At 54.2% G+C, this 18,740-nt stretch carries 15 protein-coding genes; 6 read left to right on the plus strand and 9 right to left on the minus strand.

The window, feature by feature from the left end; all coding sequences use genetic code 11:
- Window positions 1–5: 5 nt before the first annotated feature.
- The 3 genes from ACQY5R_RS11435 to ACQY5R_RS11445 all read right to left on the minus strand — a co-directional run bounded on the left by ACQY5R_RS11435 (window position 6) and on the right by ACQY5R_RS11445 (window position 5,954).
- Window positions 6–4,082 carry an efflux RND transporter permease subunit gene (locus tag ACQY5R_RS11435; RefSeq protein WP_428608431.1) on the minus strand — a complete coding sequence of 1,359 codons (4,077 nt, stop codon included), beginning with the start codon at window positions 4,080–4,082 and terminating at the stop codon, window positions 6–8.
- Between the two features lie 79 nt (window positions 4,083–4,161).
- On the minus strand, window positions 4,162–5,316 hold the full coding sequence (locus ACQY5R_RS11440) for an efflux RND transporter periplasmic adaptor subunit (protein WP_428608394.1): 1,155 nt from the start codon (window positions 5,314–5,316) through the stop codon (window positions 4,162–4,164).
- A 242-nt stretch (window positions 5,317–5,558) separates the two neighbouring features.
- Entirely contained in the window at window positions 5,559–5,954 is a 396-nt protein-coding gene (locus tag ACQY5R_RS11445; protein ID WP_428608397.1) for an SCP-2 sterol transfer family protein, read from the minus strand.
- A 393-nt stretch (window positions 5,955–6,347) separates the two neighbouring features.
- Between ACQY5R_RS11445 and ACQY5R_RS11450 the strand changes: the two genes are divergently transcribed.
- Window positions 6,348–7,886, plus strand: a complete 1,539-nt coding sequence (locus tag ACQY5R_RS11450; RefSeq protein WP_428608400.1) for a dynamin family protein — start codon at window positions 6,348–6,350, stop codon at window positions 7,884–7,886.
- A 21-nt stretch (window positions 7,887–7,907) separates the two neighbouring features.
- Window positions 7,908–8,819, plus strand: a complete 912-nt coding sequence (locus tag ACQY5R_RS11455; RefSeq protein ID WP_428608402.1) for an ROK family protein — start codon at window positions 7,908–7,910, stop codon at window positions 8,817–8,819.
- Between the two features lie 38 nt (window positions 8,820–8,857).
- On the opposite strand, the gene ACQY5R_RS11460 is transcribed toward ACQY5R_RS11455, so the two are convergent.
- Both ACQY5R_RS11460 and ACQY5R_RS11465 read right to left on the minus strand, forming a co-directional pair.
- Window positions 8,858–10,045: a diguanylate cyclase domain-containing protein gene (locus ACQY5R_RS11460; RefSeq protein ID WP_428608405.1), complete on the minus strand. Its 1,188-nt coding sequence runs from the start codon at window positions 10,043–10,045 to the stop codon at window positions 8,858–8,860.
- A gap of 28 nt (window positions 10,046–10,073) precedes the next feature.
- Window positions 10,074–10,940 (minus strand): HDOD domain-containing protein, encoded by an 867-nt coding sequence (locus ACQY5R_RS11465; RefSeq protein ID WP_428608408.1) that lies wholly within the window; start codon window positions 10,938–10,940, stop codon window positions 10,074–10,076.
- 173 nt (window positions 10,941–11,113) lie between these two features.
- Between ACQY5R_RS11465 and ACQY5R_RS11470 the strand changes: the two genes are divergently transcribed.
- The 3 genes from ACQY5R_RS11470 (at window position 11,114) to ACQY5R_RS11480 (ending at window position 14,656) form a co-directional block, all read left to right on the plus strand.
- Window positions 11,114–11,782, plus strand: a complete 669-nt coding sequence (locus tag ACQY5R_RS11470; RefSeq protein WP_428608410.1) for an NUDIX hydrolase — start codon at window positions 11,114–11,116, stop codon at window positions 11,780–11,782.
- A gap of 26 nt (window positions 11,783–11,808) precedes the next feature.
- A complete protein-coding gene (gene nadA, locus ACQY5R_RS11475) occupies window positions 11,809–12,858 on the plus strand; it encodes a quinolinate synthase NadA (protein WP_428608412.1) in 1,050 nt (349 codons plus the stop codon).
- A 163-nt stretch (window positions 12,859–13,021) separates the two neighbouring features.
- Window positions 13,022–14,656 carry a methyl-accepting chemotaxis protein gene (locus ACQY5R_RS11480; protein WP_428608414.1) on the plus strand — a complete coding sequence of 545 codons (1,635 nt, stop codon included), beginning with the start codon at window positions 13,022–13,024 and terminating at the stop codon, window positions 14,654–14,656.
- An 88-nt stretch (window positions 14,657–14,744) separates the two neighbouring features.
- Here ACQY5R_RS11480 and ACQY5R_RS11485 read toward each other — a convergent pair whose 3' ends face one another.
- The 4 genes from ACQY5R_RS11485 to ACQY5R_RS11500 form a co-directional block, all read right to left on the minus strand.
- Complete coding sequence (locus ACQY5R_RS11485; RefSeq protein ID WP_428608416.1) at window positions 14,745–15,452, minus strand: Crp/Fnr family transcriptional regulator; 708 nt, start codon at window positions 15,450–15,452, stop codon at window positions 14,745–14,747.
- Window positions 15,453–15,643: 191 nt separating this feature from the next.
- On the minus strand, window positions 15,644–16,660 hold the full coding sequence (locus tag ACQY5R_RS11490; RefSeq protein ID WP_428608419.1) for a hypothetical protein: 1,017 nt from the start codon (window positions 16,658–16,660) through the stop codon (window positions 15,644–15,646).
- A gap of 537 nt (window positions 16,661–17,197) precedes the next feature.
- Window positions 17,198–17,455: a DUF2249 domain-containing protein gene (locus tag ACQY5R_RS11495; RefSeq protein WP_428608422.1), complete on the minus strand. Its 258-nt coding sequence runs from the start codon at window positions 17,453–17,455 to the stop codon at window positions 17,198–17,200.
- A gap of 92 nt (window positions 17,456–17,547) precedes the next feature.
- A complete protein-coding gene (locus ACQY5R_RS11500; RefSeq protein WP_428608423.1) occupies window positions 17,548–17,982 on the minus strand; it encodes a hemerythrin domain-containing protein in 435 nt (144 codons plus the stop codon).
- Between the two features lie 226 nt (window positions 17,983–18,208).
- Here ACQY5R_RS11500 and ACQY5R_RS11505 point away from each other — a divergent pair, with 226 nt between their 5' ends.
- Window positions 18,209–18,655: a c-type cytochrome gene (locus tag ACQY5R_RS11505; protein WP_428608425.1), complete on the plus strand. Its 447-nt coding sequence runs from the start codon at window positions 18,209–18,211 to the stop codon at window positions 18,653–18,655.
- Window positions 18,656–18,740 lie beyond the last annotated feature (85 nt).

Genomic DNA, 18,740 nt, shown 5'->3' on the forward strand with positions numbered 1-18,740 from the left:
CTGGATCACTCAATGCCACTGTCGTTATCAGACTTCAGACGAATACCCCGGCGGCCACCTTTTCGACCTGGGATGGCTGTCGTAGCGGAAGGGACCTCCTTGTCCTGCACTGGGCGGGAGTCCTTTTGGACAAGGTCAGAGGCCGCTTTTGACACCTTGACCGCCGCTTTCTTAATGACTTTTTTCTTCGCCACTGACTTTTTATTGACGACGGTTTTTTTCTTTACCGTGGCCTTTTTCTTTGCCACAGCCTTTTTCTTTGTCGCAGCCGGTTTGGCCGCCGCCTGCTTGACACGGCTCTTCTGAACAACGGACTTCGACGTCGCGGCAACGGGCGCTTCAGGAGGCGCGGCCAAGCGCTCTTCAGACGCAGCATCACCTATCACCACATCCGATGTTTTAACCGGTTCCGGCTTATCAGCCGTATCAACTATTGCCGCTTGGGATGGCGCGCTCATCTCCATGGTGTTCGACTGATCCCCATCTGCCTGTTCACGCTCGGGCGCCCTCTCCCGCTGCTGTGGCGCCAAGGTTTCAGTCGTTTGCCCGGTGGTGCGGGAAGCAGTCGGTATATCCGTGCCAGCAGCCGGATCGGTGGCAGGTTTCTGTCGTGGTATTAACTGCCCCAGCAACAAGAAAATCCCGCGAAAGGCGTAGAAAAGCATCAACAACAACGAAACAAACTTGCCCCAGATAGCGATCAACAACGGTTGACGTGGCATCGACGGCTGCGTATCAGCCAATGAAGGGGAGTCATGCTCCGGCAGTGGCGTATTGCCGCTATCGTCATAGCCGGCAGCGGCCACTTCGCACAACGCCGTGCTGGCCTTCATGCAACCCAGCGGTATCACAATCAGAGTCAGTATGGTGGAAACCATGACGCCCGAGGCAAGGGAGATCGCCATACCCTGGAATATCGGGTCAAAAAAGATCACGCTGGAGCCACACACCAGGGCCAGTGCAGTGATCATGATAGGCCGGGTACGTGTGGTACAAGCTCTTACCACCGCCTGTTCCACCGGCACACCGCGCTGGATCTCATGGATGGAAAAATCCACCAGCAGTATCGAGTTACGCACAATGATGCCGGCCAAAGCGATCCAGCCGATCATCGATGTAGCGGTAAACTCCGCCCCCATAATGGCGTGCATGGGGATAATACCCAACAGCGTCAGCGGAATCGGCGCCATGATCAGGGCCGGAATGCGGAAGTTGCCGAACTCCCATACCACCAGGATGTAGATCAGTACCAACGCCACCATGAACGCCGCACCCATGTCCCGGAAGGTCTCGAAGGTCACCGTCCACTCACCGGTCCACTCGATACTGGAGCTATTGTCATCCGCTGGCGGCTTGAACCAGTACGCATCCACTTTCACACCGTCCGGTGCCTTGTAATTGGCCGCCAACAGATCCTGCACCTGGAACATGCCATACACCGGAGCGGCCAGCTCACCACCCACATCGGCTACCACGTATTCCACCGGACGCAGATCCTTGTGGTAGATAATCGGCTCCTCCTGCATCATCTCAAAGGAACCCAACTCACGTAGCGGCAGGGACACGCCGCTGGTGGATTGGATCGGCAGATCGCCCAGCCGATTGATCTGCGAACGCTCGGCCAACGGGACCTGGATCAGGATATTGACCGGCTCATGCCCCGCCTTCTGCTTGACATCGCCCAGACGCATCCCGCCCAGCGCCATCGAGAGGTTACGATTAATGGTGTCCACCGAAACACCGCGGCGCACCGCCTTTTCGGTATCGACCTTAAACAGCCAGTATTCATAGCTGCCGCGCATGTAGTTATCCACATCCACCAGACTTTCCGTCTGTTGGAAGATGCCGGTCAGATCCTCCGCCAACTGACGACGGATCTCCGGTGTCGGTCCATGCACCTCGGCCACCACCGACTGCAGCACGGGGGGACCGGGTGGCATCTCCACCACGGCAAACTTTGCCCCGGAATCCTGGGTAATCTCCTTAACCACTTCGCGCGCCGCCACCGCCAGTTCGTGGCTACTGCGCTTCCGCTTGCTCTTGTGCAGCAGTTGCACTTGAACTTCTGCCTGCCAGGGATCCTGACGCAGATAGTAGTGCCGCACCATGCCGTTAAAATCGAATGGACGGGCCGTTCCGGCATAAACCTGCAGAGCCGTCACTTCCGGCATCTGGCGTAACCGTTCGGCAATCCGATGGGCCAGGTTGGCGGTCACCGGCAGCGCCGTACCCTCCGGCATATCCAGTACCACCGAGAACTCGGGCTTGTTGTCCAGAGGCAGCATTTTCACCGCCACCCACTTGGTATAGAACATGGAGCAGGCAAAAAAGAAGGAGCCCCACAGTATCACCCGGAACAGAATGCGCTTCCTGCGGGACCGTATCAGTGGCGTGAGCACTTTTTCATAGAAGCTTGCCAGACGCTGCGTACCCACCTTTTCACGCTCCTCCGCCACTTCCAGATAGGCCATGGTGGGACGCAGCCAGCGGGAGATAGCCAGCCAGGGAGTAAATACAAAGGCCGCAAATAGCGAGATCAACATGGCGGCCGAACCGAGCGCCGGGATGGGCTCCATGTACGGTCCCATCATGCCGGTAACAAAACCCATCGGTAGCAGCGCTGCGATAACGGTAAAGGTGGCCAGGATGGTCGGGTTGCCCACTTCCCGCACCGCATCCACCGCCGTATAGGCATCCGTACTGCCCTTCTCCAACCAACGGCGGTAAATATTTTCCACCACCACGATCGCGTCATCCACCAAAATACCGATGGAGAAGATCAGGGCAAACAGGCTGACCCGGTCGATGGTGTAACCGGTGACCCAGGCATAGAAGATGGTCATCAACAGTACGACCGGAATAACCAGCACCACGACCATCGCCGGGCGCAAAGCACGGAACGCAAACAGCACCAAAAGGAAAACAAATCCGGTAGCAACAAACAGCTTGAAGATCAGCTCATTGACCTTGTCCTCCGCCGTCTCGCCGTAGTTGCGGGTAATGCTGACCTCTACATTGGAGGGAATCCGTATCCCTTTGAGGTGGTTGACCCGATCGATAATGGCACTGGCTACGGTGACACCGTTTACCCCCGGTTTTTTTGCCACGGCAATGGTAACGGCGGGGACACCGCTGGCCGGCTGATCCGGATCACCCGCCGGTCCGGTGTAGTACGCTACCAGTTGTTTGGCATCTTCCGGCCCCTGTACCACCCTGGCCACATCGTGCACATAGACCGGCACGTCGTTGTGGGTACCGATCACCAACCGACTGATATCGTCTGTGGTCTTGAGGAAAGCACCGGTCATGACGGTGAAACGGGTGTTGCCGGATTCGACGCCTCCCGCCTGCTGTTCGCTGTTGGAGGTTTGGATACGGTTTGCCACCTGGTCCAGACTGATCCCGTAACCGGAGAGACGCTCCGGCGAAACCTCGATGGTAACCTGTTCGGCACGCCCGCCGACCACAAAGCCGTTACCGGTGTCCGGAATCTCTTTGATGCTCTGCAACACATCATGCGCCAGCATGCGTAACTGGCCGTCATCCACATCCGGAAAACCATTCTTATCCAGATCCTTGGACCAGAGGGTAATATTCACCACCGGCACATCGTCGATCCCCTTCGCCTTGACCAGTGGGGGCGAAACACCGGGGGGAATCTTGTCCATGTTGGAATCGAGTTTGTCGTTCACCTTGACCAGTGAGGGTCCCATCTGCTCACCGACATCAAACTCGATGGTCACCATGCCCATACCGCGTTGCGCAGCAGAGTAGACATGCTTGACGCCATCAATCTCGCTCATGATTCGCTCGAGCGGTTCGATGGCAAGATTCGAGACCTGATCGGCGGAGGCGCCGGTGTACTGGACAAAGATGTCCACCATCGGCACCGAGATCTGAGGATCCTCCTGGCGCGGCGTCATCATCAAGCCCAGCAGGCCCATCAACATCATGGAGATAAAGAACAGCGGCGAGAGCGGTGAGTTGATGAAGAATCTCGCGGTTCGCCCGGCGAGCCCCAATTGCTCGTCGGTCAGTGGCGCATTGTTCAGCTCATCTTTTTTTGCATCTTCCTGATTCATCATTATTCACACTTGGTTGCAGCTGCATGACAGGAGTAGTTATCGGTCACGGACCGGACCGGAAGGCCGTGAAAGCTATTCAGCGTCTGTCTAGCGAATCACTCCAGCCCGATGCAATTCCATTTGGCGGATTTCGCAGGATCTGTTCACCGGCACTGAGTCCTGACAGGACACTGACCAAACCACGGTCAAGGCTCTCACCGACCCGAATCAGACGCAGTTCTGGACGGCCCTGCTTACCGACTACATAGACACCCGGTAGACTTCCGTTGTAGCGGATGGCTGACACGGGGATTATCGGATGATTCATTTCGGGCGCCGTCAGATCAGGGAGCCTGACCTTGACATACATACCGGGAGCGGAGACCCCCTGGGGCAGATCGAATTTCACCTTGACGGTGTGGCGCTGTGAATCGGCAGTGGGGAAAATCTGTGCAACCCGCACCGGCACCACCTGGCCGGTAACATCCAGTTCGGCCTCCAGCATCATCTGCTCGTAGAGACCGGGACGCAGCCTGGCCGGGACATCCACCATAATCTGCAGATACTCGACATCGGCGTATATCAGCAGCGGCTGACCCGGCTGCATGGTATCGCCGACCTCAACGAATTTTTTCATTATGACGCCGTCGAAGGGGGCCAAGCTGATCGCATCGCGCAACTTGGCATCGATTGCCTGGATTTGGGACTGAGCGGAAAGGATGGCATTCTGAGCCTGGGTAATCTGCACCCCCGAAGCGTACAGATCGGCGCGCCGCTCGACATTTTGATTACGGTTACCGGAGAAACTCTCCATCGGCCGGGTAAACATTTGATCGAACAGGTTCGGCAATCCCATGCCACCCATCGCCTGTTTAGACTGGGGTGACCAGAGTTCGCGATTATATTGCACGCCGGCGGCTCGAAGCTGCGCATCAGCATTGGCTAGCTGGGCCAGGGCGGCGTTGCGTTTGGCCAGTAATTCACTGTCATCCAACGCCACCAGCAGTGTCCCCTTTTCGAAGGTATCACCTTCAATGCCGGCAAGATGCTTGACCCGGCCGGGCAACTGGGCAGAGAGCGTCACCTCCTTATAAGGTATGACTGTGCCGCCTAGCGAGACCGTCGACGCACCGCGTGCCTGCTGCACGACGTAGTACTCGCCACCCTCATTCTGTGCAAAACCCGCTTGTGGCAGAACCGCGGCGGCAGTCAGGGCTACCGCCAGCGTAATCGCATGGACCTGTATTTCCATTTTTATAGTTATCCCGCTGATTAAGTACTGCTATTGATATACCACCCTCGATGACTTTACCACGACCGGCAAAGTTCGGGGTACTTTCGAATACTCAGGCGCCCCACTCAGCATCGCGCCCAAAGCAGATACTTTCCATCTGCTGTAAAAACAGGCCTCTTCGCTTAAAAACGAGGAGGCCGGTCATCGACAACAGCGTTCAGACCGTCCGGATGGCCTTACCGCCCATCCGGTGTGCAATCTCAAGCTTTGCCCATAACAGAAAAACTTTTTATAAACGGGGCTGCCATGCGTGGATCTTTCAGCATGGAAGCGTAATCGCCCACTTTGAATTTCATCTTGCCCGACGTGAATGCCACACCCAGCCCCATCATACCGGGCGGCTTACCGATCCATTTTTTCCACTGCGCTTCACTGCACCGTATATCCCAGTTAAGCGCTTCACCGTTATAGGCACCGGCAGATACGGCCTTACCGTTATCGACTGTGATGACACCCCTTGGCTTCTCTTCCCCTTCAAAGCCATAACCGATCACACTGCCAAAACCAATCTGTTCCAACGCACCAACCAGCTCAGACTCCGCATTCCACTGCGCCATGAAACTCTGCATCCACGCTTCAGAAAAAAGTTCAGCCATAACTCTGCTCCCTCAATAGATGAATATCCCGTTTCGTACGATGACCGATAAAACTGGCCAGCCAGATAAATTCGACGGCTTAAGTGTATTAAGTATCTCTTATATACTTATATATTGCAATAGCCTTGCGCAATTTAGGGTAACCTAATTGTCTATAAGTATTTGGGCAAATACGGTTTTTTCTTAATGGACCCCGAATCTGCACGACCGCGGACATCCCCATGCCTGACAATCATAGCCCCCTATTCTGCCCCCGAATCCACTTCAACAGACTACCACCCGTCGCCCCGGCGCGTTAGTATGGCGGTTAAACAAATCCGGGATAACAGTGATCTGAAGCAAATAAAGACAGCCGTCGGGGCCAATTTCCCTTCCCTACAGTAGGAGCAGTTCATGAATACGGCAGGAAGACTGATAGAAGGACGTCTGAAACATCTTGAGACACATCTTGAACAAGAGAACCCAGTACTGTTAAAGACAGTGCAGAGTTTCAAGAAGCTGGACAGGATCGCCTACCGTACCGGCCTGTTAGGCACCGATGAGTCTTACGCTACCCAGATACCCTGGTGGCCACTGATATCCGTACTGGGCACCTTCTCATCCGGCAAGTCGACTTTTATTAATCACTATCTGGGTTACAAACTGCAGCGTACCGGCAACCAGGCCGTCGACGATAAGTTCACCGTCACCTGTTACAGCCGGGAAAAGACGGCACACGCCCTGCCTGGTGTGGCACTTGACTCAGACCCCCGCTTTCCCTTTTATCAGATGAGTGAAGATATTGAACGGGTCGCCAAGGGAGAAGGAGAACGCATCGACTCTTATCTTCAACTAAAAACCTGCCCCAGCGAACGACTGCGCGGAAAGATTCTTATCGATTCCCCGGGGTTCGATGCCGACGCCCAACGCACCTCCACCCTGCGCATAACCGATCACATAATCGACCTGTCAGATCTGGTGCTGGTCTTTTTCGACGCGCGACACCCTGAACCGGGGGCAATGCAGGACACACTTGACCACTTGGTCAGCAATACCATCAGCCGCAATGATGCCGGAAAATTCCTCTATATACTGAATCAGATCGATTCAGCGGCCAAGGAGGACAACCCCGAAGAGGTAGTGGCCGCTTGGCAACGCGCATTGGGAGAACGGGGTCTGACCGCAGGCCGCTTCTACACCATCTACAATCCGGAGGCCGCTGTACCGATCGATGACGAGAACCTCCGGCAACGATTTGAGCGTAAACGGGATGCCGACCTGGAAGAGATCCACAATCGCATGCATGAAGTGGAGATCGAACGCGCCTACCGTATTGTCGGCGTTCTGGAAAGGACGGCACGGGATATCGAAGAGCGCGCCGTCCCGGCCATTAAGACCGCTATGTATCACTGGAAAAAACGCGTCCTATGGGGTGACGCACTGGTCTTTGGCTTACTGTTGGTTGCCCTGTTCGGTATCTCCCTGAATCAGGGTTATTGGCACGGCCTTCAATTTGTCCCACCCTGGCTGGAAACACTCACCGCTAGCCCGGCGCTTCAGATAGCCAGCGCCGTCGGCGTCATGACTGTGGCGTTAGGCCTGCACTTTATGGTCCGCTCCATGGCCGCCCGCAGCCTATTGCGGTCGCTAAAAAAACAGGCCGAAAAATTGGCTATCCGAGGCAATCTTACCCATGCCTTTCTGCGCAACACCAAACCCTGGCGCAGTATTTTCAGTACCGCGCCAGCCGGTTGGGGACGCAGTGCCAGGAAACGTTTGGCACAGGTGAAAGAGGATGCCGATAATTATGTGCAGACCCTGAATGACCGCTTCACCAACCCATCCGGTGAAGTGACCATTCAACTGGAAGATCAGGCTAAACTGAATGTCCCGCAAGCAACCCCGGAAAACGACGACAGCAGTTATAGCTCAGCCGCCACCAGCCACAGCTAACGTAATCTGACAGCCGCTGTCATGCGTATTGGGGTTGATCTTGGAGGCAGCAAAATTGAGGGCATTGCGCTGGACGATGCCGGCCGCATACTGGCGAAACAACGTACCGAGACGCCCGCCGGCGACTATCGGGCCACCGTCAACGCTGTAGCCAATATGGTGTACCGACTGGAACAGGAGACCGGTCGCCCGGGCTCGGTCGGCATCGGCACCCCGGGTTCCCCGTCTCCGATAAACGGCTTGATCAGAAACGCCAACTCCACCTGCCTAAATGGACAGCCGCTGCAACAGGATCTTGAGCAGGTGCTAAGCCGGCCGATTCGTCTTGCCAATGATGCTGACTGCTTTGCTTTATCGGAATCCACCGACGGGGCGGGGCGGGATTATACTTCCGTCTTCGGTGTCATCCTCGGTACCGGGGTTGGGGCCGGGGTCGTCATTCGGGGCGGCCTGATTCCCAGCATCAATCGTATCGCGGGTGAGTGGGGACACAATCCACTTCCCTGGCCAAAGCCCGTTGAAATGCCGGGCGAACGCTGTTATTGCGGTCAAAGAGGCTGCATCGAAACTTTTTTGTCTGGCCCGGGACTCAGCCACGACTACCGCTGCACCACCGGCCGATCCATCACAGCCCAAGCGTTGTCCGATCGATTGGCACAACAGGAACCCGCCGCCATACAGGTCATGGCACGCTATGAGGACCGGTTGGCCCGCAGCTTGGCGACCGTGATCAATATCCTGGACCCGGATGCAATCGTCCTGGGCGGCGGACTCTCCAATCTTTCCCATCTTTATCAACGGGTGCCTGAAATCTGGACCCAATATATCTTTTCTGATGGAGTCTGCACCTCGCTTTTACCGCCCATGCACGGCGATTCCAGTGGGGTGCGCGGAGCGGCCTGGCTGTGGGGAATCGACGAGTACGCTTACTGACCCGTTAACGCGGCAAAAATCTACAACCTGTTCAACGCTTATTCGGCGGCGGTATCACCGCCTACCTGCTCCATCCCGGCCTCATAGAACTGTCGTTTATTGGGCCCTGATAGTTTACAACGGTCCACAGCACAATCGGCTTCACGGTAAAGCAGATCAAGCCGCTCCATCCGTTTATCTCCACTCTGTCCATGCAGTGTAGTCATACCGATACTGACGCTGAACCCGATTTGCCCATCCGCCAGTGGTAATTTCAAATCGTCCACCGCTGCCTGTATCCGACCTGCCATACTTTCAACACCCTCTGCCAGCGTATGCGGTAGCATCAACACGAATTCACCGTCGCCCAACCTTGCCAACAAGTCTCCTGCTCGGGCCTGTCGCTGCAAAGTTTCGGCAACCTGGCAGATCGCCTGATCCCCAACCAAATGCCCCCAGCTGTCGTTAATGCCTTTCAAGCCATCCACATCAATCAGCATCATCCCAAGCGGATGCCCATAGCGAACCGCTCTCGACAGCATGGATTGACCTTCGGAAAAAAAGTAGCGGCGATTGTACAAACCAGTCAATTCATCTGTAACCGAGAGCTCCTGATATCGGATGCGTAGCGCTTCGGACTCTTCCAGTGACTGCCCCAAGGCGAGGGTACGCGTGGCAACCTCCTCTTCAAGCCGATTCACCAACCGGTGCAGATGCAACAACCGGCCCAGGAAATTGGCAAATAGCATCAAAAAATGTTGGTGCCAGGTCTGAAAAAACTCCGGTAGATGATGAGACACATTAAGTACACCCAATACCTCTTCATCCGAGACTATCGGTGCCGAGATCAAAGACCCGTCACCGTAAAACAGCGTGGTTTTAGTGAAAGGTTTAAAGCGCGGATCGGTTTTACAGTTTCGGCAATACTGGATCTGGCCTGTCTGCAGTGCCAGGCCCATGATGCCCTCACCGGCCGAAAACTGCATAGGTTTGTTGTCTGCAGCCGGTGGGTGCGTATCCCTCCGATGGAACGTATTGAGACCACCACCTACAGCACAACGTAGTACCTCGCCCTCTAACAGGAAGATCGAACACTGCTCCAAATCTTGGTATTCGATCAGTGCCTCAAGCGCCTGACTTAGAAACTGTTCCTCGGCGACACCCTCGATCGGCAAGCGTGAAAGCTGGCGGATCGCCGAGAGCGAATCGACAAGTGAAAAGAAATGGTCCTGATGGCCGAAAATCACATTGATTCTCTTTGGTTGCTATCGTTCATCATGCAAGCTGTCTCGCCACCAGTTCCAGGTCATCCAGTTGCCGGCGAAAAGCCTCTTCGATCTGGGGAAGCCGTTCTCGGTTGAATCCCTCAATCCCTTTCAGCCAGTCGCTATCCGACAATGCATAGGCATCACTGGTACGAATACAACTCACCCAATCCACTGCGCCGGTCAACAAATTCACTTCTGTCTGGTAATCACCAGAATAGTCGTCATCCCCCAGACGGGTCATCATTGTCACGATCACGCCGGGCAGGTGCCAACGTTCAGCCAACCAAGCACCAGCCTCCTGATGGTCAATGCCCAGCTGTGCTTTCTCGATAGCAATCAATGATTCAGTCGGGTTTTTACTCGCGGCGTGCAACACCTCTCCGTAGGCTTCGCCCAGGGTGTGAACAAGCAATAGTGCGCCCAGGTTATGGAACAGGCCGGCGAGATAGAGCGCTGCCGGATCTGGCCTTTTTGCCACTGGCACCAACATCACCAATGTTCGGGCCAACTGTCCCGCGGCTAATGCCTGGAACCAGTATCCCGGCAAATCAAAAGCCGGACACTTGTCCACCTCAAATACGCCCGCCACACTGATCCCCAAAGCCAGGCTCTTGACCATATTCAATCCCAGGACCCGAATAATGGCCTCTTCAACGCTATACACCGGTGAAGGTTGAGCAAAATACGCCGAGTTCGCCAGTCCCACGATACGCGCCGCAATGCCGGGGTCTTGATCGATAATCGCGGCCAGCGCCTTCAGGTCGATTTCATCATCAGACACCGCTTGTAGCAGTTGTGTCGCTGTTGTGGAGAGCGGCGGCAGATGCTTCACGTTGAAAATCGCTCGCGCCGCACTCTCTTTATTGGTGTCCATAACGAGATTCTTCCCGGAAAACTTTTCTATACGCGGTTAGCGGTTCTTCCCAGGTTTTCTTTAGCATCCAATAGATTATCTTCACCTTCTGAGACCAATAATGAATAGATGGCTTGACATGCTGCACCGCAATGCCCAATATAGTGTACATTAAACACTTAGTATTAAAACCGATGGCCTATCAATACCCCTATCCCCACCCTGCCGTGACCACCGATGTGGCGGTTTTCACCCTGCGCGAACAACAGCTGCAACTCCTGCTGATACGCCGGGCGCAGGATCCTTTTATCGGCCAATGGGCGCTACCGGGTGGTTTTCTGGAAATTGACGAAGACCTGGAAAGCTGTGCGAAGCGAGAGCTGCAGGAGGAGACAGGGGTCTCGGATCTATACATTGAACAACTCTATACCTTCGGCCAACCGAACAGAGACCCCAGGGAACGGGTCATCAGCGTCACCTATTACGCACTGGTCCCTCCGGACAAACTCACTCTGTCAGCGGGAAGTGACGCAACAGAAGCCGCCTGGTTTCCATTGAATAACCTTCCCGACTTGGCCTTCGACCATAAAGAGATCATTTTATTGGCGCGTGAACGCCTCGCCGCCAAAACCCTCTACTCCACCATTGCCTTTCAGCTGATGCCAGATACCTTCACCCTGAGCGAACTACAGTCGGTCTATGAAATTCTGCGCAATGAGAAACTCGACAAAAGGAATTTTCGCAAATGGGTATTGGGTCTTGACCGGCTGGAAGAGACCGGCGGAAAGCGCAGAAACGGAAACCACCGACCCGCCAAGATCTACCGTGTAACCAACCCTGACCGCGTCGAGATCATACGCTGATCTTGCCAAGCAACCGAGAGAAAACCATGACGCAGACAAACAGCTCCGTTGAAATCCGCCCCCATCCCGTGGTCGTTCCGCCCCACCCGCAATGGCCGATCCTGAGCCCCGACGAAAAGCAGGCGATCAAGTCACGGATCAAGGCATTACTCAAAGAACGTAACGCCGTACTGGTGGCACACTATTATACCGATGGCGACCTGCAGGAGCTGGCTGAAGAGACGGGGGGCTGCGTCTCCGACTCGCTGGAGATGGCACGCTTCGGTTCACAGCAGTCCGCCACGACCCTGGTGGTCTGCGGCGTCCGCTTCATGGGCGAGACGGCAAAAATTCTCAATCCGGAAAAGCGGGTGTTGATGCCAGATCTAAACGCCACCTGCTCCCTGGATGAAGGCTGTCCCGCTGATGAGTTCAGTGACTTTTGCGACCAGCACCCCGATCATACGGTGGTGGTCTACGCCAATACCAGCGCCAAAGTGAAAGCGCGTGCCGACTGGGTAGTCACGTCAGGCATTGCTCTGCCGATCATCGAGTATCTTGCCGGACGCGGTGAAAAGATTATCTGGGCACCGGACAAGCATCTCGGGCACTACGTACAGAAGCAGACCGGTGCCGATATGCTGTTTTGGAACGGCGCTTGCGTTGTCCATGAGGAGTTTAAATCGGTAGCTTTGGAGCGGATCCGCCGCTTACATCCGGACGCCGCGGTACTGGTTCACCCTGAATCCCCTGAGGCGGTGATCGAGCAGGCCGACGTAGTCGGCTCGACAACCGCTCTGATCAAGGCAGTGGTCGAAATGAAAAACCATGAGTTTATCGTGGCAACGGATGGGGGTATCTTCCATAAAATGAAGCAATTGGCCCCGGGTAAAAAGCTGATTGAAGCCCCGACTGCCGGTGAAGGCGCCACCTGTGAAAGCTGCGCCCACTGCCCCTGGATGGGTATGAATTCGCTACAAAACTTACTGGAAGTCCTGGAAAAAGAAACAAATGAGATCTTTATCGACCCCGCGATCCGAGAGCAGGCGGTAAAACCCATACAAAGGATGATGGATTTCGCCCAGAGCCAACGTTAACTAGGCGTTTAGGTAATGCTATGCTGAGGCAGATCAATGAATGCTCAAGATTTCATCTTGACAGCCGCCACAAGGTCAAGGCTAGGAGGAGTGGAATCCTTCTAAATAATTGACCACAACATCGCCCGAACGGGACCTTCAGGCAAGCTGCTGAGGAACTTCTATGAACGCACTACGGCGCCTGAGCATTACCCACCGCCTCTGGGCATTAATCTCATTCGCAGTCATCGGCATCGCCGTCATCACGGCCTTCTCCCTGATCCAGTTCAAATCGAGCCTGCTGGAGGAGAAGGATCAGCAAACCCAGAAGCTGACGGAGACCGCACACAGCATCATCGCCGATTTTCACCGACGCTTCACCGCAGGTGAACTGGATGAATCAACGGCAAAAGCCGGTGCCCTTGCCAGCATTCGCTCCCTGCGTTACGAGGGGGGCAACTACTTCTGGGTCAACGATATGCATTCGGTGGTCCTGATGCATCCGATTAAGCCCTCCCTGGAAGGTAAGGACTTATCAGGACTGAAAGACGCCAATGGCACGGCCATCTTTGTCGAGTTCGTAAAAAAGGTCAAAGAGAGCGGCGAAGGAACGGTCCCCTATCTCTGGCCCAAGCCAAACAGCGAAGCGCCGGTACAGAAAGCCTCCTATATCAAAGGCTTCAAGCCCTGGGGCTGGGTTGTCGGCACCGGTATCTATATCGATGACGTAGAGGCCGCTTTCTGGAGCAACGCCACAACGCTGGCAATCATCGTCGGTGCCGTGTTGCTGATCTTGATATCCGTATCGGCCATCATCGCACGCAGTATCTGTACGCCACTGCAACTGACTACCCAAGCGATGCATAACATCGCCGCGGGCGACGGAGACCTCACCCAGAGACTGGATAGTAGCGGTCACGATGAAGTGGCGCGACTGTCCGGTGCTTTTAACGAATTTGCCATCAAAGTACAGAATACGATTGCCCAAGTCAGCGCCGCCACCAATCAAATAGCCACCTCAGCCGATGAACTGACAGCGATAACGGCCAAAAGCCATGAAGGCATGGATCAGCAGCGAAGTGAAACGCATCAGGTGGCCACGGCCGTCACCGAGATGGCTGCCACCGTTCATGAAATAGCCCAGAATGCGGAAAAAACGGCCAGCTCAGCCCGTGAAGCAAACAGTGAGGCCAATGCAGGACGAAGCGTGGTGGACGAGGCATCCCAGGCCATCAACAAACTGGCCGGGGAAGTTGAAAAAGCCTCCAGTGTCATCAATCGCCTGGAATCCGAGAGTGAAGCGATCGGCAGCGTGCTGGATGTGATCCGCGGTATTGCCGAGCAGACCAATCTTTTGGCGCTGAATGCGGCGATAGAAGCGGCACGCGCCGGTGAACAAGGGCGCGGCTTTGCCGTGGTTGCCGATGAAGTGCGCACACTGGCAAGCCGCACCCAGCAGTCCACCCAAGAGATCCAAGAGATGATTGAGCGCCTGCAATCGGGCACCAATGAAGCGGTCAAAGTCATGGAGCAGGGCCAATCCACCACCCAAATCACCGTAAATAAAGCGCTGGCGGCTGCCGAATCACTCAGCAAGATCGTGCAATCCGTCGCCACCATCTCGGACATGAACACACAGATTGCCAGCGCCGCCGAAGAGCAATCGGCCGTGGCCCAAGAGATCGATCGAAGCATTGTGCAAATATCGCAATTGGCGGAGCAGGCGACCGGCAGCGCCGACCAGGTCGCAACAGCCAGTCAGGCACTCGCACGACTGGGAGAAGAGCTGCAGACCCAAGTCAGGCAATTTAAGGTCTGAGATCTGCGTGTTCAGCAGCATAATCAGAGAGGGCGCCCATGGCGCCCTCTCTGGTTATATTATTCAGATAAATAAAGAAACCCGCCGTTCAGCTCTCCGGGCCGATCTGCTGCCCGCAAACCCCTGACGACTCGGCATGCTTGCGCAGCCCATCCACGTTGAGAATTTCGATATGGCCACCCTTTACCTTAACCAGTCCCTGATCGGTAAAGTTATGCAAAATCCTTGAAAAAGTCTCCGGCTTTACAGACAAGCGGGATGCCAGTACTCCTTTGGGGGTTGCCAAATCGAAGGCGACCCGGGTCTGGCCCTTTAACATGGATTTACCACAGAGATAACCGGCAACACGTCCTGTCGCACTCTGCAGTGTCAAATCGTCGATCTCCTTGACCATACGGCGCAGCCGCATACTCATGTCGCCCATCACACGAAAACAGGTATCGGTTGATTCCCGCAGAAGATCCAAAAAGCCCCGGCTATCTACCGCCGTCAGTCGCGTCTTCCCAATAGCAGAGGCACGTACCGGATAAGAGGGCTTATCCGAAAACATCAGCGCCTCGGCAAACGTGTAGCCAGCCGTGACCACTTCGATCACTTTCTCGTTACCGTTCATGGAAAGACGGGAAAGCTTTATCTGTCCCTCCTGGACCAAAAAAAAGCGCCGGGCTTCGTCGCCCACCTCAAACAGCGCCTCATTATCCTGCAGTTGAATCTCGGTGCTCATCTTGCGGACACGTTCCAACTGACTCTCATCGAGTTGGGAAAACAGGTAGGCTTCTCTCAGTTCTGTCGGCATAATCACACCATGAATAAAAAATAATCGTTTAATTTTCAGTAAGTTAATCTTTTAAGGGTGTGTATTCTAGCGCAGAAAATTGCTGATGAAAATCACATACGCAAAGAGATGGTGTCGGCAGGATGATCGGTATTCCCATTCCAAAGGGAAATACTGAAACAATTTGCTGTGACCTAAGTGGTGCTGACCGACTATCCCAGACCCTTATCGTCAGCCGAAACACTCGCAGCGTAGGCCAGTAATGCACGATGCGTAGTGCGGTAGCGGAACATGGCAACCAGGAGGTTTTTAAGCAGAAGGGTATTGGAGACAAAGAAAAACAGTCCTGCCAAGTAGGCAAATACTCCGGGATAGAGACTGGCGGCAAGAGCCAGCAGCAATGTCAACAGAAACAGTCTGAACTGCAGGCGTGCTGCCTTATCAGAGATGAACTCCTTCATATTCGGCACCTTTACTGTCATGCACATCATGCTCATCTGCCGATTTTGCAGATGAAACCAAGAGAGAAAAGGGACTATCTTATACAACATACCGTTGATGACAGAAACGCCCACACCCAACAGTAAACAAACACCCAGCAGTAGATTGTAATGGGGGTTTAGAGCGACAGCGGGAGATAGCATGCCCGCCATCCAAATCAATGCACAGAGCGGTACAAACAGCATACCGGTTCGCCAAAACAGCATCGTGATATCCGCCACCCGGCGCTTACGCTGCTGTTGCAGTCGAAGGGTGATAATCGAATAGAACACGAAGCCCGCTACCAATAACAGCATCCACGCCTGCGCCAGCCACTGTTCCACAATTCCGGCAATGTTCCCCAACATCAGGACCGTCCAGATTAACAAACCCACAAACAACATCGGTGCCAGTAACCTGCGCAAGTGTCGTGGATACTCGGGGGTCACCTGAAACATGGGAACCACTTGATAAGAGATACCTATCAGTAGCAACCCAACCCAACCGAGTATGCCCCAGCCAAGATGCACATCCACCAACACGGCGATATGGCCGAAGCCCATTTTTCCAAGGACACCGCTCCCTAATAACAGACCCATTAGCAGCGTGATCAACAAAGAGATGACGGCAAGGCGTATTGCGATTACCGTTGCGCTGACATGCTTAACCCGCCACAAGGCGATCGTTACCGCAATAAAAAACAGCAGGATACCGCCCCCCATCATGCCTAGGGCCAACATTTCGCCCATAGCGCTTGCCGATAAAAAAGCAAAAACCAACAGGCCCGTTCCAAAGGTGATCAACACATGACACAAAGAACCCACACCAATCACCCTGGGAACAGGCGAACCGGCAATTACAGGGAGCATTTGTAATAACGCACCACACATGATCATGGCCAATATACCTAGAGTGATCATATGGGTGAGCCCCAGTGTCATGGGTGACCACCGGGTAAGAAACAGATCGGGCCCATTTACCAACAACAGTAGAGAAGCGGCCAATCCAAATAGGGGCGCTGTCAGGAAATATCTGAAAGGGATCGAAATAGGCGGTGCCTGATCCAGAGAAAGTGTTGCAGTATTGAGCATCCGTTAACCAAGCATTCAGTAAATGGCCACATAGTATCAAACGATACTATTTTTCCAAGAAAAATCCTTTAGCGAAAAATGGCGCCCTGGATTGATTATCGATTTGTTATGCTGGTGCATAACAAGGCTCGCCACTATCCAACTTCCTACGGCCGGATATATGCCGAAGTCTCAATACTGAAAAATGTCTAATGCCTATAACGATAGGGCGTCAACATCCGTCAAAGCCGCTTCATCGCCCCGCTTCCAGATAAAAATCTCATAACCACCTGACAGGTTATTCTGGCAACGCCAGGCATAGCCACCTTTTTCCAACAGGGGATAGAGCAAATGTGGTTCGCGTCGGTGTATCACTCGCAGATAATCACCCACGTCTAACTGCTCTATCGCTGCCAGCGTCCGCTCCAGTGGTTCACAAGGCTCGAGCGTGCTTACATCAAGTTTTATTTCCATCGCCGCATCCGGTTCAGTGTTGAGATGACACATCAGCCAACGGGGCATCCGTTCCCAACAGCTGTTTGCATTACGTTAACCGTCTTTTCTGGCTAGAGCATTTTCATCTCTTGCAAGGTCGCCTCCGCATCGGCAGCGAACACTTGATCCGTCATCGGATATAACATCTGTTCCTCTTTCATATTGTGCTGCTGCATGACCATCATCATGGTCTCAGAGAGACCTAGATAACGCTCTTCGTCTTCATGTGCAACAGCGGCTTCCATATCCGCCATCAATTGGCGCATTTGGGTATGCTCCATGCGCATCACCTGGGTCGGTCCCATTGCCTGTCCGGTGCGCTGCTCAAAACCGGGGAAGAGGACCCCCTCCTCCATACTGAAGTGGTTTTCGGTGCTATCACGAAAGGCTACAAACTTCTCACGGCCCTGCGCCCAGTCCCCTTGCGCTATCAACTCCTCGGCTGCGGCAAACAGTTCATCGCAATGGCGATGATCGCGTGCCATGGTTTCAGTGATCGTTGTCATTACTCGTATCCTGATCCTGTCAGTTTTAAATGTTCTGGAGCGGAGAGTATCGAAATACCCGGCCTCTCACACCTTGATTTCAATCAATCCGAAGCAAATTCAAAATGTTACCGAGTCTTTTTTTGCTATTGATTCAAATCAAGGAATTCGTTGACACATGCAGGCCTAATGCGGCCTGTACACCTTTCGCGTTACTTACAAACGGAAAAATAAAGAGGGGATAACAATGGCCCAGGCCTTCACAAAAACCATGGCGCGGAACATCTTTTATGGTGGCACTGCGTTTTTCTTCCTCCTTTTCCTGGCATTGACCTTTGATTCGGTCGGCCAACTGCCCAATCGCGACAATCGTGCCGCACTGGATGGAGCAGCCGGCGGACAGATTGCCAAAGGCAAGATGCTGTGGGAAAAGAATGACTGTATCGGCTGTCACACGCTGCTGGGTGAGGGTGCCTATTTCGCACCGGAGCTGGGCAACGTCTACAAACGCTTCGGCAATTCCAAAGACGGGATCATCGGTTTTATCAAAAGCCGCCCCGCCAACGGTATTCCCGGCCGCCGCAGCATGCCTCAGTTCAACTTCTCCGATGACGAACTCGACGCCATCGCCGAGTTCCTGAAGTATGTCTCGGAGATCAACTCAGCCAATTGGCCGCCAAACATTCAGGGTTAAGGGGGAGTTTTAACCATGACATATCAATCTCAATCGGTCGCCAAGCTCTACTTTACGGCTGCCATCGCACTGTTTGCCGCACAGA

Origin of the sequence: Sedimenticola sp., from assembly GCF_050289425.1 — a bacterium.
In the GTDB taxonomy this organism is placed as follows: Bacteria; Pseudomonadota; Gammaproteobacteria; order Chromatiales; family Chromatiaceae; genus Sedimenticola.